At 75.2% G+C, this 16,807-nt stretch carries 16 protein-coding genes; 9 read left to right on the top strand and 7 right to left on the bottom strand.

Annotation, left to right across the window (positions count from 1 at the left end):
* Positions 1-11: 11 nt before the first annotated feature.
* Both ACFVTF_RS15830 and ACFVTF_RS15825 read right to left on the bottom strand, forming a co-directional pair.
* Positions 12-1,532 carry a CoA transferase gene (locus ACFVTF_RS15830; protein ID WP_387813955.1) on the bottom strand — a complete coding sequence of 507 codons (1,521 nt, stop codon included), beginning with the start codon at positions 1,530-1,532 and terminating at the stop codon, positions 12-14.
* A 22-nt stretch (positions 1,533-1,554) separates the two neighbouring features.
* Positions 1,555-2,184, bottom strand: coding sequence for a LysE family translocator (locus tag ACFVTF_RS15825; protein WP_371520289.1), 630 nt, complete (start codon positions 2,182-2,184; stop codon positions 1,555-1,557).
* 167 nt (positions 2,185-2,351) lie between these two features.
* Here ACFVTF_RS15825 and ACFVTF_RS15820 point away from each other — a divergent pair, with 167 nt between their 5' ends.
* Positions 2,352-2,810 (top strand): Lrp/AsnC family transcriptional regulator, encoded by a 459-nt coding sequence (locus ACFVTF_RS15820; protein WP_371520287.1) that lies wholly within the window; start codon positions 2,352-2,354, stop codon positions 2,808-2,810.
* 60 nt (positions 2,811-2,870) lie between these two features.
* Entirely contained in the window at positions 2,871-3,566 is a 696-nt protein-coding gene (locus ACFVTF_RS15815; RefSeq protein WP_387813952.1) for an N-acyl homoserine lactonase family protein, read from the top strand.
* A 96-nt stretch (positions 3,567-3,662) separates the two neighbouring features.
* Here ACFVTF_RS15815 and ACFVTF_RS15810 read toward each other — a convergent pair whose 3' ends face one another.
* Positions 3,663-4,913 (bottom strand): cytochrome P450, encoded by a 1,251-nt coding sequence (locus ACFVTF_RS15810; protein ID WP_387813951.1) that lies wholly within the window; start codon positions 4,911-4,913, stop codon positions 3,663-3,665.
* Between the two features lie 243 nt (positions 4,914-5,156).
* Here ACFVTF_RS15810 and ACFVTF_RS15805 point away from each other — a divergent pair, with 243 nt between their 5' ends.
* On the top strand, positions 5,157-6,116 hold the full coding sequence (locus ACFVTF_RS15805; RefSeq protein ID WP_387813949.1) for a hypothetical protein: 960 nt from the start codon (positions 5,157-5,159) through the stop codon (positions 6,114-6,116).
* Between the two features lie 310 nt (positions 6,117-6,426).
* Here ACFVTF_RS15805 and ACFVTF_RS15800 read toward each other — a convergent pair whose 3' ends face one another.
* Complete coding sequence (locus ACFVTF_RS15800; RefSeq protein WP_387813947.1) at positions 6,427-6,696, bottom strand: zf-HC2 domain-containing protein; 270 nt, start codon at positions 6,694-6,696, stop codon at positions 6,427-6,429.
* 55 nt (positions 6,697-6,751) lie between these two features.
* Here ACFVTF_RS15800 and ACFVTF_RS15795 point away from each other — a divergent pair, with 55 nt between their 5' ends.
* The 4 genes from ACFVTF_RS15795 to ACFVTF_RS15780 all read left to right on the top strand — a co-directional run bounded on the left by ACFVTF_RS15795 (position 6,752) and on the right by ACFVTF_RS15780 (position 11,607).
* Positions 6,752-7,315, top strand: a complete 564-nt coding sequence (locus ACFVTF_RS15795) for a sigma-70 family RNA polymerase sigma factor (RefSeq protein ID WP_363579536.1) — start codon at positions 6,752-6,754, stop codon at positions 7,313-7,315.
* 276 nt (positions 7,316-7,591) lie between these two features.
* Positions 7,592-8,965, top strand: coding sequence for an MFS transporter (locus ACFVTF_RS15790; protein WP_387813945.1), 1,374 nt, complete (start codon positions 7,592-7,594; stop codon positions 8,963-8,965).
* A gap of 133 nt (positions 8,966-9,098) precedes the next feature.
* Entirely contained in the window at positions 9,099-10,469 is a 1,371-nt protein-coding gene (locus tag ACFVTF_RS15785; RefSeq protein ID WP_387813943.1) for a cytochrome P450, read from the top strand.
* Positions 10,470-10,572: 103 nt separating this feature from the next.
* Positions 10,573-11,607, top strand: coding sequence for an L-tyrosine/L-tryptophan isonitrile synthase family protein (locus ACFVTF_RS15780; protein WP_387813941.1), 1,035 nt, complete (start codon positions 10,573-10,575; stop codon positions 11,605-11,607).
* Here the strand turns inward: ACFVTF_RS15780 and ACFVTF_RS15775 are convergent.
* The 3 genes from ACFVTF_RS15775 to ACFVTF_RS15765 are packed head-to-tail and all read right to left on the bottom strand — an operon-like array spanning position 11,592 to position 14,680.
* Positions 11,592-12,491: an ABC transporter ATP-binding protein gene (locus ACFVTF_RS15775; RefSeq protein WP_387813939.1), complete on the bottom strand. Its 900-nt coding sequence runs from the start codon at positions 12,489-12,491 to the stop codon at positions 11,592-11,594. The genes ACFVTF_RS15780 and ACFVTF_RS15775 overlap by 16 nt on opposite strands.
* On the bottom strand, positions 12,488-13,576 hold the full coding sequence (locus ACFVTF_RS15770; protein WP_387813937.1) for a FecCD family ABC transporter permease: 1,089 nt from the start codon (positions 13,574-13,576) through the stop codon (positions 12,488-12,490). Before ACFVTF_RS15770 ends, ACFVTF_RS15775 begins: the two co-directional genes overlap by 4 nt.
* Positions 13,577-13,579: 3 nt before the next feature.
* Positions 13,580-14,680 carry an ABC transporter substrate-binding protein gene (locus ACFVTF_RS15765; protein ID WP_387813935.1) on the bottom strand — a complete coding sequence of 367 codons (1,101 nt, stop codon included), beginning with the start codon at positions 14,678-14,680 and terminating at the stop codon, positions 13,580-13,582.
* 219 nt (positions 14,681-14,899) lie between these two features.
* Here ACFVTF_RS15765 and ACFVTF_RS15760 point away from each other — a divergent pair, with 219 nt between their 5' ends.
* Together ACFVTF_RS15760 and ACFVTF_RS15755 are read left to right on the top strand one after the other, a co-directional pair.
* On the top strand, positions 14,900-15,706 hold the full coding sequence (locus tag ACFVTF_RS15760; protein ID WP_387813933.1) for a helical backbone metal receptor: 807 nt from the start codon (positions 14,900-14,902) through the stop codon (positions 15,704-15,706).
* Between the two features lie 82 nt (positions 15,707-15,788).
* On the top strand, positions 15,789-16,784 hold the full coding sequence (locus ACFVTF_RS15755) for a transglycosylase SLT domain-containing protein (protein ID WP_387813931.1): 996 nt from the start codon (positions 15,789-15,791) through the stop codon (positions 16,782-16,784).
* Positions 16,785-16,807 lie beyond the last annotated feature (23 nt).

Genomic DNA, 16,807 nt, shown 5'->3' with positions numbered 1-16,807 from the left:
GCGCGGCGTCCTCAGAGCCAGACCGGCGCGTCCGTCCCCCAGCGCCCCGGCGGGCGGGACCAGTCGGTGGGCGCGCCGGTGTAGGCGATGGGCGGCAGGGCGTGGCGCAGCCGTCCGTAGGCGGAGTCGGTCTCGGCGAGCCACCGGGCCGGGTCGTACGTCCCGGTGTCCGGGGCGCCGTCCGCCGGGGCAGCAGGGGCGTCAGGGGCGGGCGCCTCGGGCGGGATGCCGTGCAGCAGCCACGAGGCCGTACCGGCGAGGGAGAACCGCAGGTGGCGGCCGCCGGGCCGGCCGGTGCGCTGCTCGGTGAGGACGCGCAGGACGGCGGCGGCGGCGAGATAGCCGGTGCCGTGGTCGAGGGCCTGGGCGGGCAGTACGCCCGGGCGGCCGTCGGGTCCGGCCTCGTGGGCGGCGATGCCGACGCCGGCCTGGACGAGGCTGTCGAAGCCGCGCCGGCCGGCCCAGGGGCCGGTCCAGCCCCAGGCGCAGAGCTGCGCGACGATCAGGCCGGGGTGGCGGGCCGACAGTGCGTCGGGGGCGAGGCCGTACGCGTCGAGGGCGCCGGGGCGGTATCCGGTGACGAGGACGTCGGCGGTGGCGAGCAGGCCGTCGAAGACGGCGCGGTCGGCGGGATCGGCGAGGTCGAGGCGGGTGGAGCGCTTGCCGAAGCCGGTGTCGGCGTGGGCGTCGTCGGCCTCGGGGAGGTGGGGCGGGTCGACGCGCAGGACGTCGGCGCCCAGCAGGGCGAGGGTGCGGGTGGCGACCGGTCCGGCGATGACCCGGGTGAGGTCGAGGACGCGGATCCCGGCGGCGGGCCGCTCCGGGCCGGCGTCGCCGAGCGGGCGGACGGGCGCGGTGCCGGTCGCCCGGCGCTCCACCAGGGGGTGCATGGTGGCACTCACCGGCGCGACGGCCACGGCGAGCGCCCCCGCTTCGAACGCCCGCTCCTGGACCTGCTCCGCCGGCAGTTCACCCAGCAGCTCGGCGAGTTGCTCGGGCCCGGCGTCGGCGGGCAGGTCGAGGGCGGCGAGCAGTCGGGTGCGGTGGTGCGGGTAGTTGGCGTGGGTGCGGACCCAGCCGTCTGCGGTGCGCCAGAAGCCGGAGTGCGGGGCGAAGCTGACGGGTGTGCGGCCGTCGACGGTCAGGTGGCGTTCGCTGACGAAGGCGGTGGCGACGGCGCCCTGGTCCACCCGGACGGCGGGGACCGGGCCGCCGGCGCGGTGGGCGGCGAGTTCGGCGGCGGCCAGCGAGCAGGCGGCCACGGTGGCCCGGGCGAGCCGGCGCACCGGCAGGCCGGAGGGCAGGACGTCGCCGGGGCCGTGGAAGGAGACCCGCCCCAGCAGGTCGGCCGATCCGCCGAGGGCGGCCCAGAGGTCGGCGGTGGGCCGGTCCGCGGGTTCCCCGCCGGGGGCGGGCTGATCGGTGGACGCAGCCTGTTCCGCGGGCACGGGCCGATCGGCGGACGCAGCCTGCTCGCCGGACGCGGGCTGATCGGCGGGCCGGGTGCCGGGGAAGGTCGGACGCTCTGTCATGCCCGGCATTGTGCTCCCGTTCTCAGGCGCTCGCCGTGACGCCCGCCACCAGCATCAGCAGCACCGCCGAGACGAGGGTCATCCGGCGCGCCGCGCGCGGGGTGCCGCCGAGCCGTCCGCCCAGGCGTCCGCTGGCGTGCGCGACCAGCCCGTACACGACGGCGCAGGCCAGCACGTTGAGCGAGCCGAGGGCGAGCACCTGCCCGCCGACCGGCAGCGCGGCGCCCGGCTCGACGAACTGCGGCACCAGGGAGAGGTAGAGCAGCAGCCCCTTGGGGTTGAGCAGGGCGGTCAGCATGCTCTGGCGCAGCACGGTCGCGGTGGGCTGCGGCTTGGGCTCGGTGAGGGCCGTGGCGCCCCCGCCCTTGCGCAGCGTGAGCAGCATGGTGACGGCCAGCACCAGCAGGTACGCGGCGCCGGTGAGGCGCAGGACGGGCAGGGCGGCGGGGACGGCACGCAGCGCGGCGGCCAGGCCGGCGCTGGAGAGCAGGGTGTGGACGGCGTAGCCGGCGCAGACGCCGCCGACCGCGATGAAGGCGGCGCGACGGCCCTGGCCGAGGCCCCGGGCGGCGATGTAGAGCCAGTCGGGCCCCGGTGTGCAGACCAGCAGCAGGTCGACTCCGAGGAAGAGGAGGAGGGCGTGGGTGTCCATGGGTGGCGGTGACCTGTCGTGCTCGTTCGGGCGGGTCCCGGCCGTTGGTCCGGTGATCCTCGCGGCACCTGTCCGGTGCGTTCGGTCACTGAAGGTAGCCGGATAGCCCTGGCACGCGATGGCCACTTCCCGCTCGCCCGGCCCGCGTTTTGGCAGAATATTGCGCCATGGACCGAATCGACCGCAGAATCCTCCGCGAGCTCCAGCAGGACGGCCGCCTGACCAACGCCGACCTGGCCGCCCGGGTGGACCTCACCCCCTCCCCCTGCCTGCGCCGGGTCCGACAACTGGAGCAGGACGGCGTGATCCGCGGCTACCGCGCCCTCCTGGACGGCACGGCGGTCGGACGCGGCTTCCAGCCCTTCGTCACGATCACCATGCGTCACGAGGATCAGGTGACGGTCGCCGAGTTCGAACGCCGGGTGGCGGAGCTGCCGGAAGTGGTGGAGGCGCACCGCCTCTTCGGGGAACCCGACTACCTGCTGCGCATCGCGGTGGCCGACATCGCCGCGTACGAGCGCTTCATCACCGACGTGCTCTCCAGCCTGCCGGGGATCGCGCAGGTCAACTCGCATCTGACGATGAAGCAGGTGAAGGCCGACCGGGGGCTGCCGATCGGCGGATAGGCTGCGAACGGGGGCCGCCGCGGCCGCCCGTACGGGGAACAGCGCGACAAGGGGGGCTCCATGCACGCGGTCCACCGCCTCGATCTGGGGTACTTCGTCCGGCCTGCGTCCGAGGTGGGCGGCCCGGAACCGCGGGTGGAGCCGGTCCTCGCGTACCTGGTCCGCCGCCCGGAGGGGCTGCTGCTGTTCGACACCGGGATCGGCGCAGGAGAGCCCGAGACCGAAGCGCACTACCGCCCGGTCCGCCGCCCGCTGACGGAGGCGCTCGCGGCCGTCGGCGTCGCCGGCGCCGACATCGACCTGGTGGTCAACTGCCACCTCCACTTCGACCACTGCGGCGGCAATCCGCTGCTCGCCGGCACGCCCGTCCTCGTCCAGGCGGCCGAACTGGCCGCCGCCCGGCGCGGCGCGTACACCATCGACGCGCTGGTCGACTTCCCCGGCGCCGACTACCGCGAGCTGGACGGCGAGACGGAGGTCTGGCCGGGCGTACGGGTACTCCCGACGCCCGGGCACACCGACGGCCACCAGTCACTGGTGGTCGAGCGGCCCGGCGGCGACACGGTGATGCTGGCCGGGCAGGCGTACGACTTCGCGTCCGAGTACGGCCAGGCGGTGCTCGCCCGGCGGGCGTCGCGCGAGGGCGTGGCCGCGCCGCTGCCCGGTTACCGGGCCTGGCTGGACCGGGTGGCGGAGTACGGGCCGCGCCGGGTGCTGTTCGCCCACGACCACGCGGTCTGGGAACCGGTCGGATAGGGCCGACGGCCGGGCCGGGCACAGCTCAGGGGGTTCGGAGGCTCGGACGGCTCGGAGGACTAGGACGGCTCGGAGGGTTCAGGGGGCTCGGAGGGCTCAGAACGTGAAGCGCAGCGACCGGACCCGGTGGTCGAAGTTGGACGGCACGATGTCCGGCTCGCCGACCGACCGCGCCTCGGGCAGCCGGGCGAACAGCTCGCGGAACAGCACCTTCATCTCCTGCCGGGCCAGGTGCGCCCCGATGCAGTAGTGCGGCCCTCCGCCGCCGAAGCCGAGGTGGGGGTTGGGCGTGCGGGTGATGTCGAACGCGTCCGGGTCGGGGAAGACCGTCTCGTCCCGGTTGGCCGAGCCGAAGAACAGCGCGACCTTCTCCCCCGCGCGCAGCAGCGGGCCCCCGGGGCCGCCGAGCTCGTGGTCGACGGCGAGGGTCCGGCGGAAGTGGATGATCGGCGTGGCATGGCGGATGATCTCGTCGACCGCGCCGCCGAGCCGCCCGTCGAGGTCCGCGAGCAGCAGGGCGCGCTGCTCCGGGTGCGCGGTCAGCAGGTGCAGGCCGTGGGCGAGCGCGTTGCGGGTGGTCTCCACGCCGGCGACCAGCAGCAGGGAGAAGAACGCGCCGAGTTCGCGTCCGGTGAGCCGACGGCCGTCCACGTCGGCGGTGACCAGGGCGGAGATCAGGTCCTCGGTGGGCCTGCGGCGGCGCTCACGGCCGATCGAGGCGACCATGCCCTGCATGCGGGCCAGCGCCAGCAGCCCGCGCCCGGGCATCCGGATCCGGCGGCGCAGCGGGCGGGCCACGCCGATGTTCTCGGAAGCGTGGTTGACCTGGTCCAGGATCATGCGGCGCGGGTGTTCCGGGATCCCCATCATGGTGCAGATCACCTGGAAGGGGAGCTCGGCGGCCACGGAGGTGACGAAGTCCTCCGGGCGCCGCCGCTCGACGTCGTCGACCAGGCGGGTGGCGACGCGGCGGATGTCCTCCTCGACCTGGCCGAGCAGCCGGGGGGTGAAGGCTCGCGAGACGATCCTGCGCAGCTGGGCGTGCCGGGGGTCGTCGAGGTTGACCATCGAGTCGCCGAACACCAGCCGGACCCAGCGGGGCGGTTCCGGGGTGGTGACGCCGGGGCCGCTGAGGAACACCGCGGGGGTGCGGCTGGCCTCGACCACGTCGGCGTGGCGGACCAGCGCGTGGAAGCCCCGGCCGGTGGCGGGATCGCCGAAGAACACCGGCGCGGGGAGTCGGCGCAGTTCGGCGAAGGCGGCCGCGCGGGCGGGGGCGGGCAACTGCCAGAAGTGGGGGTCGGCGAGGTCGGCGGCGGGGGCCGCCAAGCCGGTCGAGGTCTCCATGGCCGGGCCTCCTGCGTCGCGTTCGGCGTGCGCCCGGCCGCCACTATCGGTGCCGGGGTGTGCACATTAAGTGAGCAAGCGGGGGGCGATGTCAAACCGCGTCGATGGTCGTACGAACGGGTCGGTGCGGCGGCCGGGCCGGGCGTCCCGACGCGCGGCGGCACGGGGCCGGGCATGGTCTCACGGGGTGGAACCGGCCAATACCGGAGGGTGCGGTCCGGGCCGGGCGGGGCGGGTGCGACGATGAGTGCCATCGTGATGACCGACCGGATCCGCCTGCTGCGCGCCGTGGTCTTCGCCGCGCTGTGCGTGGCGCTGGCCGCCGCGGCGCACGTCGCCATGGCCGGAGCCGGGGTCTCACCGCCAGTGCTGGCCGGCGCCTTCGGGGCCGTCCTCGGTCTGACCTGGCTGCTCGCCGGCAAGCGGCGCGGACTCGGCGCGATCAGCGCCTGGATGGTCGCGGCGCAGAGCACGCTGCACCTGCTGTTCGAACAGGCCGCGGCGCTCGGCCGGGGAGGCGGCGGCCTCGGCCGGCTCGCCACCACGGACTGGGCCGCGCTGCTGCTCTGCAACCCCGAGCGGATCCCCGGCGGGCTCTCCCCCGTCGACCTGGCCCGGATGGCGGGCCTCGACCCGGACGTCCCGCCCGCCGCCAACGGCCTGCACGCCATGGCGGGCATGCACCACGGGACGGCGGCGGGTGTGGTTTCCGCGCCGGTATCGGTGTCCACGTCCGCGTCGGTCTCCGCGTCGCTCTCCGCGTCCGCTTCGGCTTCGGCTTCGGCTTCGGCTTCGGCTTCGGCTTCGGCTTCGGCTTCGGCTTCGGCCGATGGGACGGCGCTGGACGTGGCCGGGATGACGGGGATGCCATCCGGGACGACACACGGCATGGCACACGACATGGCGCACGGGATGTCCCTCGGGATGATCGCCGCCCACGCGCTCGCCGCGCTGGCCTGCGCGCTGCTGCTGTGGCGCGGTGACGCCGCGCTGGTCCGGCTCTTCGACCTGCTCGGCGCGCTCGGCACCGTGGTCGCGGGAGTGCTGGTGCTCCCGTTGCTGGCGCTGTTCGCGCGCCCCTTCGGCTACCGCCCGCCGACTGCGCCCCGGCCCACCGGCGGCCGGACCCGGCCGTCCCGGTCGGTGCTGCTCACGCATGCCGTGGTCCGGCGAGGCCCGCCGGCGCTCGCGCTCGCCTGCTGACGCGCCCGCCGTCCCCACTCCTCCGCCCACCGCCCCCGGCAGCCCACCGCCGCCGGGGACCTCGGGGCCCACGGGGTTCGCTCGACGGGCAGGTCGCCCTGCCGCTCGGCCGTGCCTTCGCCGCCGTGCCGCCAGGGCCCGGGCCCGCGCGCGCCCGCCCGCCGTCTCCCCCGTGGAGGCGCCGTGGGCCGCGCGGAAGTCCCATGGACGCCGGCGATGCCACCTCGGGTGGCGTCGCTCCCAGCCCTCCCCTCAGGACCTTCGCATGCCTGACTACGACGGCGCACCGGCTTGGGCCGGCGCCACCGTCCTACCGCTCCACGGCCTCCGGCCCGTCCGGAGCCTGACCGCCCCCGAGCTCCCGTACGCCGAGTCCGTCCAGCAAGCGGGCCGACCACTCCTCCGACGGACCGGCGGCGGCGCTCGCCCGGACGCGGCCGCGCAGTTGCTCGGCCCGCTCCAGCCATGCTCGGCAGCCGGCGCAGCGCGCGACGTGCCCGTCCAGCCGGCCATCCGGCAGTCCGGTCGGTTCGCCGTCGAGCCGGGCCGACAGGGCGGTACGGAACTGCGCGCATCTCATAGGACCATCGTCCCGCACTGCCCTCACGGCGGGACCGGCCGGGTGGGAGGCCGCCGTGGATGACGAGCAGCTCACCGCGCTCGCGCTGACCGCCCGCGCGGGCCGGGCCCCGGACGTCGAGGCCTTCGTCCGCGCCACCCAGCGGGACGTCTGGCGGTTCGTCGCCCACCTCACCGACGTCCAGTCCGCCGACGACCTCGCACAGGAGACCTTCCTGCGCGCGCTGCGCGGCCTGCCCGCGTTCGCCGGCCGCTCCTCGGCCCGCACCTGGCTGCTGTCGATCGCCCGGCGCACGGTGATCGACCGGTACCGGACGGCCGCCGCCCGACCGCGCTGCGCGGCACTGCCGGACTGGCAGGAGGCGGCGGAGCGGCAGGGGGCCGAGCCGGCGGCCGGGTTCGAGGACGGCGTCGCGCTCGGGGACCTGCTCGACCGGGTGCCCGCCCAACGGCGGGAGGCCTTCGTGCTCACCCAGGTGGTCGGCCTGAGCTACGCCGAGGCGGCCGAGGTCGCCGGCTGCCCGATCGGCACCGTGCGCTCCCGAGTCGCCCGCGCCCGGGAGGAACTGATAGCCCGGCTCCGCGCGGCCGAGGGCGGGGAGCTCGCAGCGGCCTGCTGAGTGGACGGCGGCAAGCGCCGGGCAACAGATGACAACCAACAGGTGACAACTGACAGATAACAGATTTCGAAATCTGTTATCTGTTAGTTGTCGGTTGTCATCTGTCCGTCGCCCGCCACCCCCGTCCGCCCGCCCGCCCGCCTGCCGCCCGCCCGCCTGCCCGTCCGAAAATTCCCCCACATGTTCGGAACTGGAGCCCCCGCGCCTCCGACTGCTGTACCGGACCCCGCCGCCGAGGCGGTGTCCGGGACAGCAGCCGGGCAACGGAGGGACTCCATGGCAGCGCAACAGCCACTGGCCGCCGCCACACTGACGGACCGTCAATCCGACTCGGCGGACCGGTGGATCCTGGTCGTGGCCGCCGGGCTGCTCTCGTTCGTCGCGATGCTCGACATGAACGTGGTCAACCTGGCCCTCACCGACATCTCGGCCAGCCTGCACGTGTCCGCCGGGGTCGCCCAGTGGGCCACCCTCGGCTACCAACTCCCCCTGGTGGCACTCCTCCTGCCCGCCGGGCGCTGGCTGGACCAGGTGGGCACCCGCTCGGCGCTGCTGCTCGCCGTCAGCTGCTTCGCCGCGTGCAGCGTGCTGGCCTCACTCGCCCCCTGGGCGGGCTGGCTGATCGCCGCCCGGCTGCTCCAGGGAGCCTTCGGCGCGGTGCTGTTCGTCCTGATGCCGGTGCTGGCCGCCACCTCCGTCCGCCCCGAGTCCCGCGGACGGGCGATGAGCGTCCCGGCGACGCTCGGCCCGCTCGGCGCCGTCACCGGCCCGGTCATCGGCGGCCTGCTGCTGGACCACTTCGGCTGGCGGGCGGTCTTCCTGATCAAGCTGCCGGTCTGCCTGGCCGCCGTGCTGATCGTGCACCGGTACGCCCCGCGGCGGGGCCGTCTGCGCCCGCCCGACCGGGCCTCGCTCGGCGACGCCGCCCTGATAGGCGCGGCCGTCGCCGCCGTGCTGCTCGCGCTGACCCTGGCCTCGGAAGCACCGCTGTGGCTGCTGCTGGCGCTGCCCGCCGCCCCTCTGGTGCTGGTCTGGCTGCGCCGCCCCGGGGGCAGACCGGTCGCCGAGGTGCTGCGGGCCGCCGGAACCGTCGGGGTCAACGCGGCGGTGCTGGCCCTCGCCGCCGGCTTCGCGGCCTGCCACTACCTGCTCGCCCAGCACCTGCGCGGCCCGGGTGGCGAGAGCGCCACCGCCACCGCGCTCACCATGCTGGCCTTCCCGCTCGGCATGGTGCTGGCCGGCCGGGTCGGCGGGCGGCTGGCCGACCGCTGGGGCGCCCGCCCGACCGCGCTCGCCGGCGCCGCCGTCACCACCCTCGGCCTGGCGCTGCTCGTCCCGCTGGACACCGGCTGGTCCGCCGCCGACATCGCCTGGCGGCTCGCCCTGGCCGGTGTCGGGATGGGCCTCAACGGCGGCCCCACCCAGGCCCTGGTGATGACCGCCTCGCCCCCCGGGAAGCTCGCCACCGCGGGCTCCGCCGTCCAACTGGCCCGCAGCCTGGGCTTCGCCTTCGGGCCGGCCCTGGCCGGCGCCGCCGCGCTGGCCGGCGACCGCGCCACCACCGGCACCCGGGCGGGCATCGCCCTGGCCGCCCTGGTCGCGGCGGCGGCCGTGGTCCTGCTCGCCCTGCACCGCCGTCCACGGACCTGAGACCGCCGGACCGCGCCTCCCCCACTCCCAAAGCCCGAGCCCCCAAAGCCCGCGCCCCGAAAGCCCGCGTGCCCAAAGCCGTACCCCAGAGCCCGCACCCCGTCATGCCCGCACGACCGGAGGAACACCGCAGATGACCGACACCGTCCACGACCCGGCTCCGGCCCACCCGGCGGACGAGCCACGCTGCCCGTACGGCTACGACCAACTCCCGGACCCCGTACCGCTGTACGGCCCCGCGTACAAGAGCGACCCGTACCCGCTCTACCGGCAGATGCGCGAGGCCGGGCCGGTACACCGGGTGGAGTTCCCGAGCGGCATCCACGCCTGGCTGGTCACCGGCTACCAGGCCGCCCACGAGACCCTCAACGACCCCCGGTTCGGCAAGAACCACGCGCTGGGCAACGAGAACTGGCGCAAGCTGGCGTCGATCATGCCCGAGCCGCAGCACTCCCAGTTGCAGGTCCACCTGCTGCACCAGGACCCGCCCAAGCACACCACGATGCGCAGGCTCGTCCTGGACGCCTTCGCGCCGCGCCGGGTGGAGACGCTGCGCCCGCGCTTCCAGGAGCTGGCCGACGCGCTGGTCGACGAACTGCCCGAGGCCGGCGGCGCCGACCTGGTGGCCGGCTTCGCGGCACACTTCCCGTTCCGAGTGCTCGCCGAAGTGATCGGTCTGCCAGCCGAGTTGGCGGTGCGCTTCGACCGCGACTGGGGCAAGGTCGTGCAGCCCGTCGGCCCGCACGACCCGGGCCGCCCGGCGTACGAGGCGCGGCTGCGCGGTCTCCAGACGTACATCGCCGACGTCGTCGCCCACAAGCGCGCCGGGAACCCCGCCGGTGATCACGACCGGCACGACCCGGCCACGGCCGGCGCCGACCTGCTGGGCCGGCTCGTCGCCGCCCACGACGCGGGCGAGTTGAGCCGCGAGGAACTCGACTCCATGGTGTTCCAGCTGCTGGTCGCGGGCCAGGAGCCGGTCACCAACCAGATCACCACCATGCTGATCACCCTGCTGCGCCACCCCGACCAGCTCGCCCGGCTGCGCGACTCCCTCTCCGAGGGGCCCGCCCACGACCCCGGCCTGCTGGCCCGCGCGGTGGAGGAACTGCTCCGCCACGACGCCGCGTTCGAGCTCACCACCTGGCGCTTCCTCGCCGAGGACGGAGACCTGTTCGGGACCACCGTCCCGGCCGGCGACTCGGTGATCGTCTCGCTGTGCGCCGCCAACCGGGACGAGACCCGGTTCCCGGACGCGGACCGCCTCGACCTCGACCGCACGCCCAACGCCCATCTCGCCTTCGGCCACGGCATCCACTACTGCCCCGGCGCCGCCCTGGCCCGGGCCGAACTCCAGACCGCCATCGCCACCCTGCTCGCCCGGCTGCCCGGGCTGCGCCCGTCCGGGGCCCCCGGCGAGGGCCTGGACTCCCTCGCCTGGATCCCCGCCGTCCTGGCGCGCGGGGTCAACCGGCTGCCCGTCGGGTACGACCGGCGCGTCTGAGCCGGGGCCCCGGCCGCCCTGCGAACACCCCGCGGCCGCGGCCGCCCGCCGACGTCCCGCGACGTCCGCTCCACGCCCGCACCACCTTCCACGGAGGACCACCATGCCGCCCGCCGGCACCGTTTCCACCCGCCACCACCACACCGCACCCGTGCCCACACCCGGGCTCACACCCGCGCCCGAGCCCGCGCCGGAGCCCACGAACACCGGGGGCGGCGCCGACCCGCAGTCCGCCGCACGGCTCGCCGCCCGGATCCTCGGCCTGCTGCTGCCGCACCGCCGCGCCTCCGACCCGGGGCTGGACGCCAAGCCCGAGCATTTCCCGTTCCAGCTGGCCCAGTTGACGGACTTCATCACCGCCGGCGACCCGATCCTGTTCACCCTGCCCGGCTTCCCCTGCAAGTCGCCGAACCCCGCGAAGGTGCTCAGCCACCTGCCCGACGAGGGCGAGCGGCTGTCGCTCACCTTCCTCGACGGGCTCTGCGCGGAGATCGGCGGGCACTACGAGCCCGGCGCGCGGATCCTGATCTGCTCGGACGGCCACATCTTCGGCGACCTCGTCCACGTCCCCGACGGCCACATCGACGAGTACTCCGACGAGTTGACGGCGATGATCGCACGCGAGGACCTCGCCCACCTCGCCACCTTCGACCTGCGGGACGTCCTCGGCGACCTGCCGTACGACGACAAGCGCGCCCGGGTGCACGCCCAGTACGCGCCGAGCGTCGAGGAGTTGCGCGAGCTGGTGCTGACGGACGAGGAGACCCTGCGGCTCTACCGCGGCATCACCCGCTTCCTGGCCGACGACACCGTCGGCTTCACCGGCACCCGCTCCGCCCTGCAGCGCGACTGCCGCCGCCGCGCCTACGGGGTGATCCAGCGCAGCCGCGCCTGGGGCGAGTTGATCGCCGAGCAGCACCCCCGGTCGGTCCGGCTCTCCATCCACCCGCAGCCGGCGGGCGCACCGAAGTTCGGCATCCGGCTACTGGAGGCCGCCGACGCCTGGATGACACCCTGGCACTCCTCGGTACTCCACCGTGCCGACGGTGACTGGGAGTTGCTGCGCAGCGAGGACGCCGCGCAGCGCGGCCGGCTGGTCGAGATCGACGGCAGGCCGAGCCACTACGAGGCGCTCTGACGCGCGGGCCCCACCTCGGCGGCCCGCATCCCCTCGGCCCCCGCCCCACCAGCATCCGCCGCCCCGACCCCGATGCCCTCCACCGAGGTCGGGGCGGCCGGCGAGGCCGGGACTGCCGGGGTGCGGTGGTCGAAGGCGATCAACGGGTCGCCGGTGAGCGGGTGTTCGACCACCGCCGCCCGGACGCCGAACACCTCGGCCAGCAGCTCCGCGGTCAGCACCTCGCGCGGCGCCCCGGAGGCCACCAGGGCGCCGCGGTGCAGGACGTGCAGCCGGTCACAGACGGAGGCGGCGGCGTTGAGGTCGTGCAGCGCGACCAGGGTGGTGCGGCGCTGGTCCCGCAGCAGGGCGAGGAGTTCGACCTGGTGGCGGACGTCCAGGTGGTTGGTCGGCTCGTCCAGCACCAGGACGTCCGGCTGCTGGGCGAGCGCGCGGGCCAGCAGCACCCGTTGCCGTTCGCCCCCGGACAGTTGGGCGAAGCGGCGGTCGGCGGCGTCCGCCATGCCGACCCGTACGAGCGCGTCGGCGGTGATCCGGTGGTCCTCGGCGTCGTCGGCGGCGAACGACCGCTTGTAGGGGGTGCGGCCCATCGCGACCACTTCGCGGACGCTCAACTCGAAGTCCCCGCCCCGCTCCTGCGGCAGCGCGGCGATGTGCCGGGCGGACTGCGCGGGGCGCAGCCCGGCCAGGTCCCGCCCGGCCAGCAGCACCCGCCCGGCGCTCGGCCGCAGGTGCCGGTAGACGGTGCGCAGCAGACTGGACTTGCCGCTGCCGTTGGGCCCGACCAGGCCGGCGATCTCCCCCTCCTCGGCGACCAGGTGGACGCCGGCCACCACCGCCCGCCCGGACAGGGTGACGCTCAGGTCCTCGACGGCGATCCTCACGTGCGCTCCAGTCGTCGGTCCAGCAGGTAGAGCAGGGTGGGGGCGCCGAGGACGGCGGTGACCACGCCGATCGGCAGTTCCTGGCCGTCCAGCGCGGTGCGGGCCACGGTGTCGACCACGACCAGCAGCAGCGCGCCGGTGAGCGCGGACAACGGCAGCAGGCGCCGGTGGTCGCCGCCGACGAGCAGGCGGCAGACGTGCGGCACCATCAGTCCGACGAAGCCGATCGCGCCGGAGACCGCGACCAGCACGCCGGTCAGCACGCTGGTGACGACGAAGACCTCCCGGCGCAGCCGGGTGACGTCCACGCCGAGCCCGGCGGCCGTCTCGTCGCCCATGAGCATCGCGTTGAGCCCGCGGGCACGGGCCTGGAGCAGGGCCAACCCGAGCACCACCGCGACGGCGGGGACTGCGAGTTGGGCCCAGACGGCGCCGCCGAGACTGCCCATCAGCCAGAACAGCACGCCACGGGTCTGCTGCTCGTCGCGGGTCTGCAGGACGAGGTAGCTGGTGATGCCGCCGAGGAACTGGGCGATGGCGATGCCCGCGAGGACCAGGCGCAGCGGGGAGAAGCCGCCGCCGCGCCTGGCCGCCAGCCAGACCAGGGAGAACGCGGCGAGCGCGCCGGCGAAGGCCGCCAGGGAGACGGTGAGGCCGAGCGCGCTGCCGAAGGCGAGGTCGAGGCCGAGCGAGGTGCCGAGGACGATCGCGGCGACCGCCCCGAGGGAGGCGCCGGAGGAGATGCCGAGCAGGTAGGGGTCCGCGAGCGGGTTGCGGACCAGGGCCTGCACGGCCGTGCCGACCAGGCCGAGCCCGGCCCCGACCGTCGCCGCCAGCAGGGCGCGCGGGACGCGCAGCTGCCAGACGATGAGGTCGCGGGTGCCGGGTTCGGGGGTCCGCCCGGTGAGGTGGTGGGCGACCACCGACCAGACCTCGCCGGGCGGGATGTCCACCGCGCCGAACGACACGGCGGCGGTCAGCGCGAGCACCAGGGCGGCGGTCAGCGCGACGGCCAGCGGCCCGGCCCGCAGGGTGCGGGCCGGGCGGGGCTCGTCGCGCCGTTCGACGGAGACGGCCGACGTCACCGGCTACTGCCCGTTCTTGACGAGGTCGGGGTGGACGGTGGCGGCGATCTGCCGGACGGCGTCGGCGTTGCGCACGCCCGCGATGGTGGTGACCTCGGAGCCGAGCCGCACGAAGTGGCCCTCCTGGACGGCCTTCAGGCCCTGGGTCGCGGGGAAGCCGCGCAGGAACGCCTCGGCGTCGTCGAAGGCCTTGCGGGTGGCCTCCTCGCTGCCCCGGTTGCGGACGGCGAGCTGGATCCAGTCCGGGTTCTTGGCGACGACGTCCTCCCAGGAGCCGGGCTTGAAGTCGGCGTCGCAGTCGGCGAACACGTTGCGGGCGCCGGCCTGGGTGATCACCGCGTTGGCGACCTGCCGGCCGCAGACGGCCACCGGCTGCTTGGTGCCGGCGTCGAAGTCGAAGACGAAGTAGCCGGGCCGCTGCGCCTCCGCGACGCCGGCGAGGGCGGTGCGCACCTCGCCGATCTGCTTCTCCATCCCGGTGACGAGCTCCTCCGCACGGGCGGCCGTGCCGGTGACCGCGCCGAGGCGGCGGATGTCGTTCTCGACCCCGGACAGGTCGGTGCGCGGCGCCTTGGCGGCCTTGGGGGTGCCGGCGCAGGCGGTCGAGAGGAGGTAGACGTGCTGGATGCCGGCCGCCGCGAACTCCTCCTCGCTGGGCCCGGTGGCGCCGCCGCCCATCATCGGCATCGCGCCGAAGGTGTCGACGTACAGGTCGGCGCCGGAGCCGAGCAGCTTCTCCTTGGGGATGGTCTTGTCGCCGAGCACCGGCACCTTGGCGCCCTGTTCGGCCAGGGCCGGCGGGAGGGTGCCCTTGCCGGGCGGGAAGCCGGTGCCGATCACCCGGTCGCCCGCGCCGAGTTGGAGCAGTATCTCCAGGGCGGCGGCGTTGCTGGTGACGATCTTGGCGGGGGCCTTGGCGATGGTGGTCTCCCGGTCCGCGCAGTCGGCCACCTTGACGGGGTAGCCGCCGGCCGGGGCGGTCTGGGCGGCGCCGGCCGCGCCGCGCTCTCCGCCTCCCCCGCCGCCGTTTCCGGCGCCGCTTCCGCAGGCCGTGGCGAACAGGGCGACGGCGGCCGCGATTCCGCAGACAACGCGAGGGCGCATGGTAATTCTCCTGGTCGGTGATCGTGCTCGGGGCCCGTCCTGCGAACCCGGACCAGGTAGTCGGTCGGACCGCCCGGGGGGTTCCCGGGGATTTCCGCGCCGCCCGGCTCCCGTACACCCGCCGGCCGCTGCCCGTTCGCCACCCGACCGCCGCCCGACCCCAGCCCATCCGCTGCCTGTCCGCTGCCCGTCCGTGAACCCCCGGCGTAGGGTGGCCGGATGGCCGATCCCACCGTCCTGCGGGACGATCTCGACCTGCCCGTCCGGTTCGGCCCGCGCCCGCCGCGCCGGGTGGTGTCGTTGGTGCCGTCGCTGACCGAGGCGGTCGCCGCCACCGCACCCGGGCTGCTGGTCGGCGCCACCGACTGGTGCAGCCATCCGGCCGACCTGGCGGTCACCAGGATCGGCGGCACCAAGAACCCGGACGTACCGGGCATCCTCGCCCTCGCCCCGGACCTCGTCCTCGCCAACGACGAGGAGAACCGGCGCCCCGACCTGGACGCGCTGCGGGCGGCCGGCCTGCCGGTCTGGGTCACCGACATCCGCACCCTGGACGACGCGTTCCGCTCGCTCGACCGGCTGCTCACCGCCGCCTGCGCGCTCCCGCGCCCGGACTGGCTGGACCGGGCCGAGGCGGCGTGGGCCCCGGTCCGGCGCCCGCCGGACGGCCCGCGGGCGATCGTTCCGGTCTGGCGCCGCCCGTGGATGGTCCTGGGCCGCGACACCTTCGCCGGGGACCTGCTGAGCCGCCTCGGCCTCCGGCTCGTCCACGCCGGGCACGCCGAGCGCTACCCGGCCATCCCGCTGCCCGAACTGCTCGCCTGCCGCCCCGGGTTGGTGGTCCTCCCGGACGAGCCGTACCGCTTCACGGCACAGGACGGCCCCGAGGCGTTCCCCGGCGTCCCGGCGGCGCTGGTCAGCGGACGCCACCTGACCTGGTACGGACCGTCCCTGGTGACGGCGCCGACGGTCCTCGCGCACGCGTTGGACCACCCGTTCGTACGGGGCTCGAACAGCACATCGTAGGATGACCGCCACTCACCGGGACCGCCGGTGACGAGTGGGGGGAACCACAGTGGCAGTCAGCGCATCCCGGAGAGCACTGGTCATGGTGTCGGCCGCAGCAGTCTCGACGGCCGTCCTGGCCGGCTGCGGCACCAAGCACGCCGACAACCACCAGAACAGCGCGCCGGACACCACGGCGGTCGCCGCCACCGGGACGCCGACCGAGACGCCGAGCGCGAGCCCGTCCGCGACCGCCACCCCGACGCCGACCGCCACCCCGACGGCCAGTGCCTCCCACAGCCCGACCCCGTCCGCGAGCAAGTCCAGCAAGCCCGCCCCGACCACCCCGGCCCCGACCACCACCAAGCCCGGCGCGCCGAGCAGCCCGCCCGCCGCTCCCACCACACAGCCCCCGGTCGCCAAGCCCGCCGTCGTGGCCCCCGTGCCCGTCGCCAAGCCCGGCCCGGTCGCTCCCCCGCCGCCGCCCGCGCCGCCGACCCCGCACGTCCCGCCGCTGCAGAGCAGCTGCCAGCCCAGCAAGCCCCAGCCCGACGAGCCCAAGGAGACCGTCGGCGCGGCCCTCGCCACCGTCGCCGGCCAGGCCCGCACGCTCAACCTCAGCAGCGGCGGCACCGACAAGCTCCCGCCGCTGCCCGTCAACCTGGTCAAGGCGATCGCCTGGCAGGAGAGCGGCTGGCAGTCCGGCATCCTCGCCTGCGACGGCGGGATCGGCACCATGCAGATCATGCCGAACACGATCAGCTGGATGAACAGCAAGTTCGGCACCACCTCCGACGCGAAGACCCTCCCCGGGAACGTCCAGCTCGGCACCCAGCTGCTCGACTGGCTGGTCGCCTACTACGGCGACTCCTCCTTCGACGGCAAGTACGACCTCTCCCCCGACCCGGCCACCGGCAAGACGCCGCTGCTCGACCTCGTCATCTCCGCGTACAACGCCGGAGCGGGCAACGTGCACTACAACACCGTCACCGACCCGGCCACCGGCCAGGTCGTCGGCAGCCTGGTCATCCCCAACCCGGGGTACGTGGCCAACGTCAAGGCGCTGATGACCGGCCAGCCGTGGACCAAAACCGGCTGACGAACCCCCGAACCCGCGCGGAC

Source organism: Kitasatospora sp. NPDC057940 (assembly GCF_042887425.1).
Lineage (GTDB): Bacteria > Actinomycetota > Actinomycetes > Streptomycetales > Streptomycetaceae > Kitasatospora.
The sequence above is the reverse complement of the archived record's forward strand: the minus strand, read 5'-3'. Positions and strand labels throughout refer to the sequence as shown.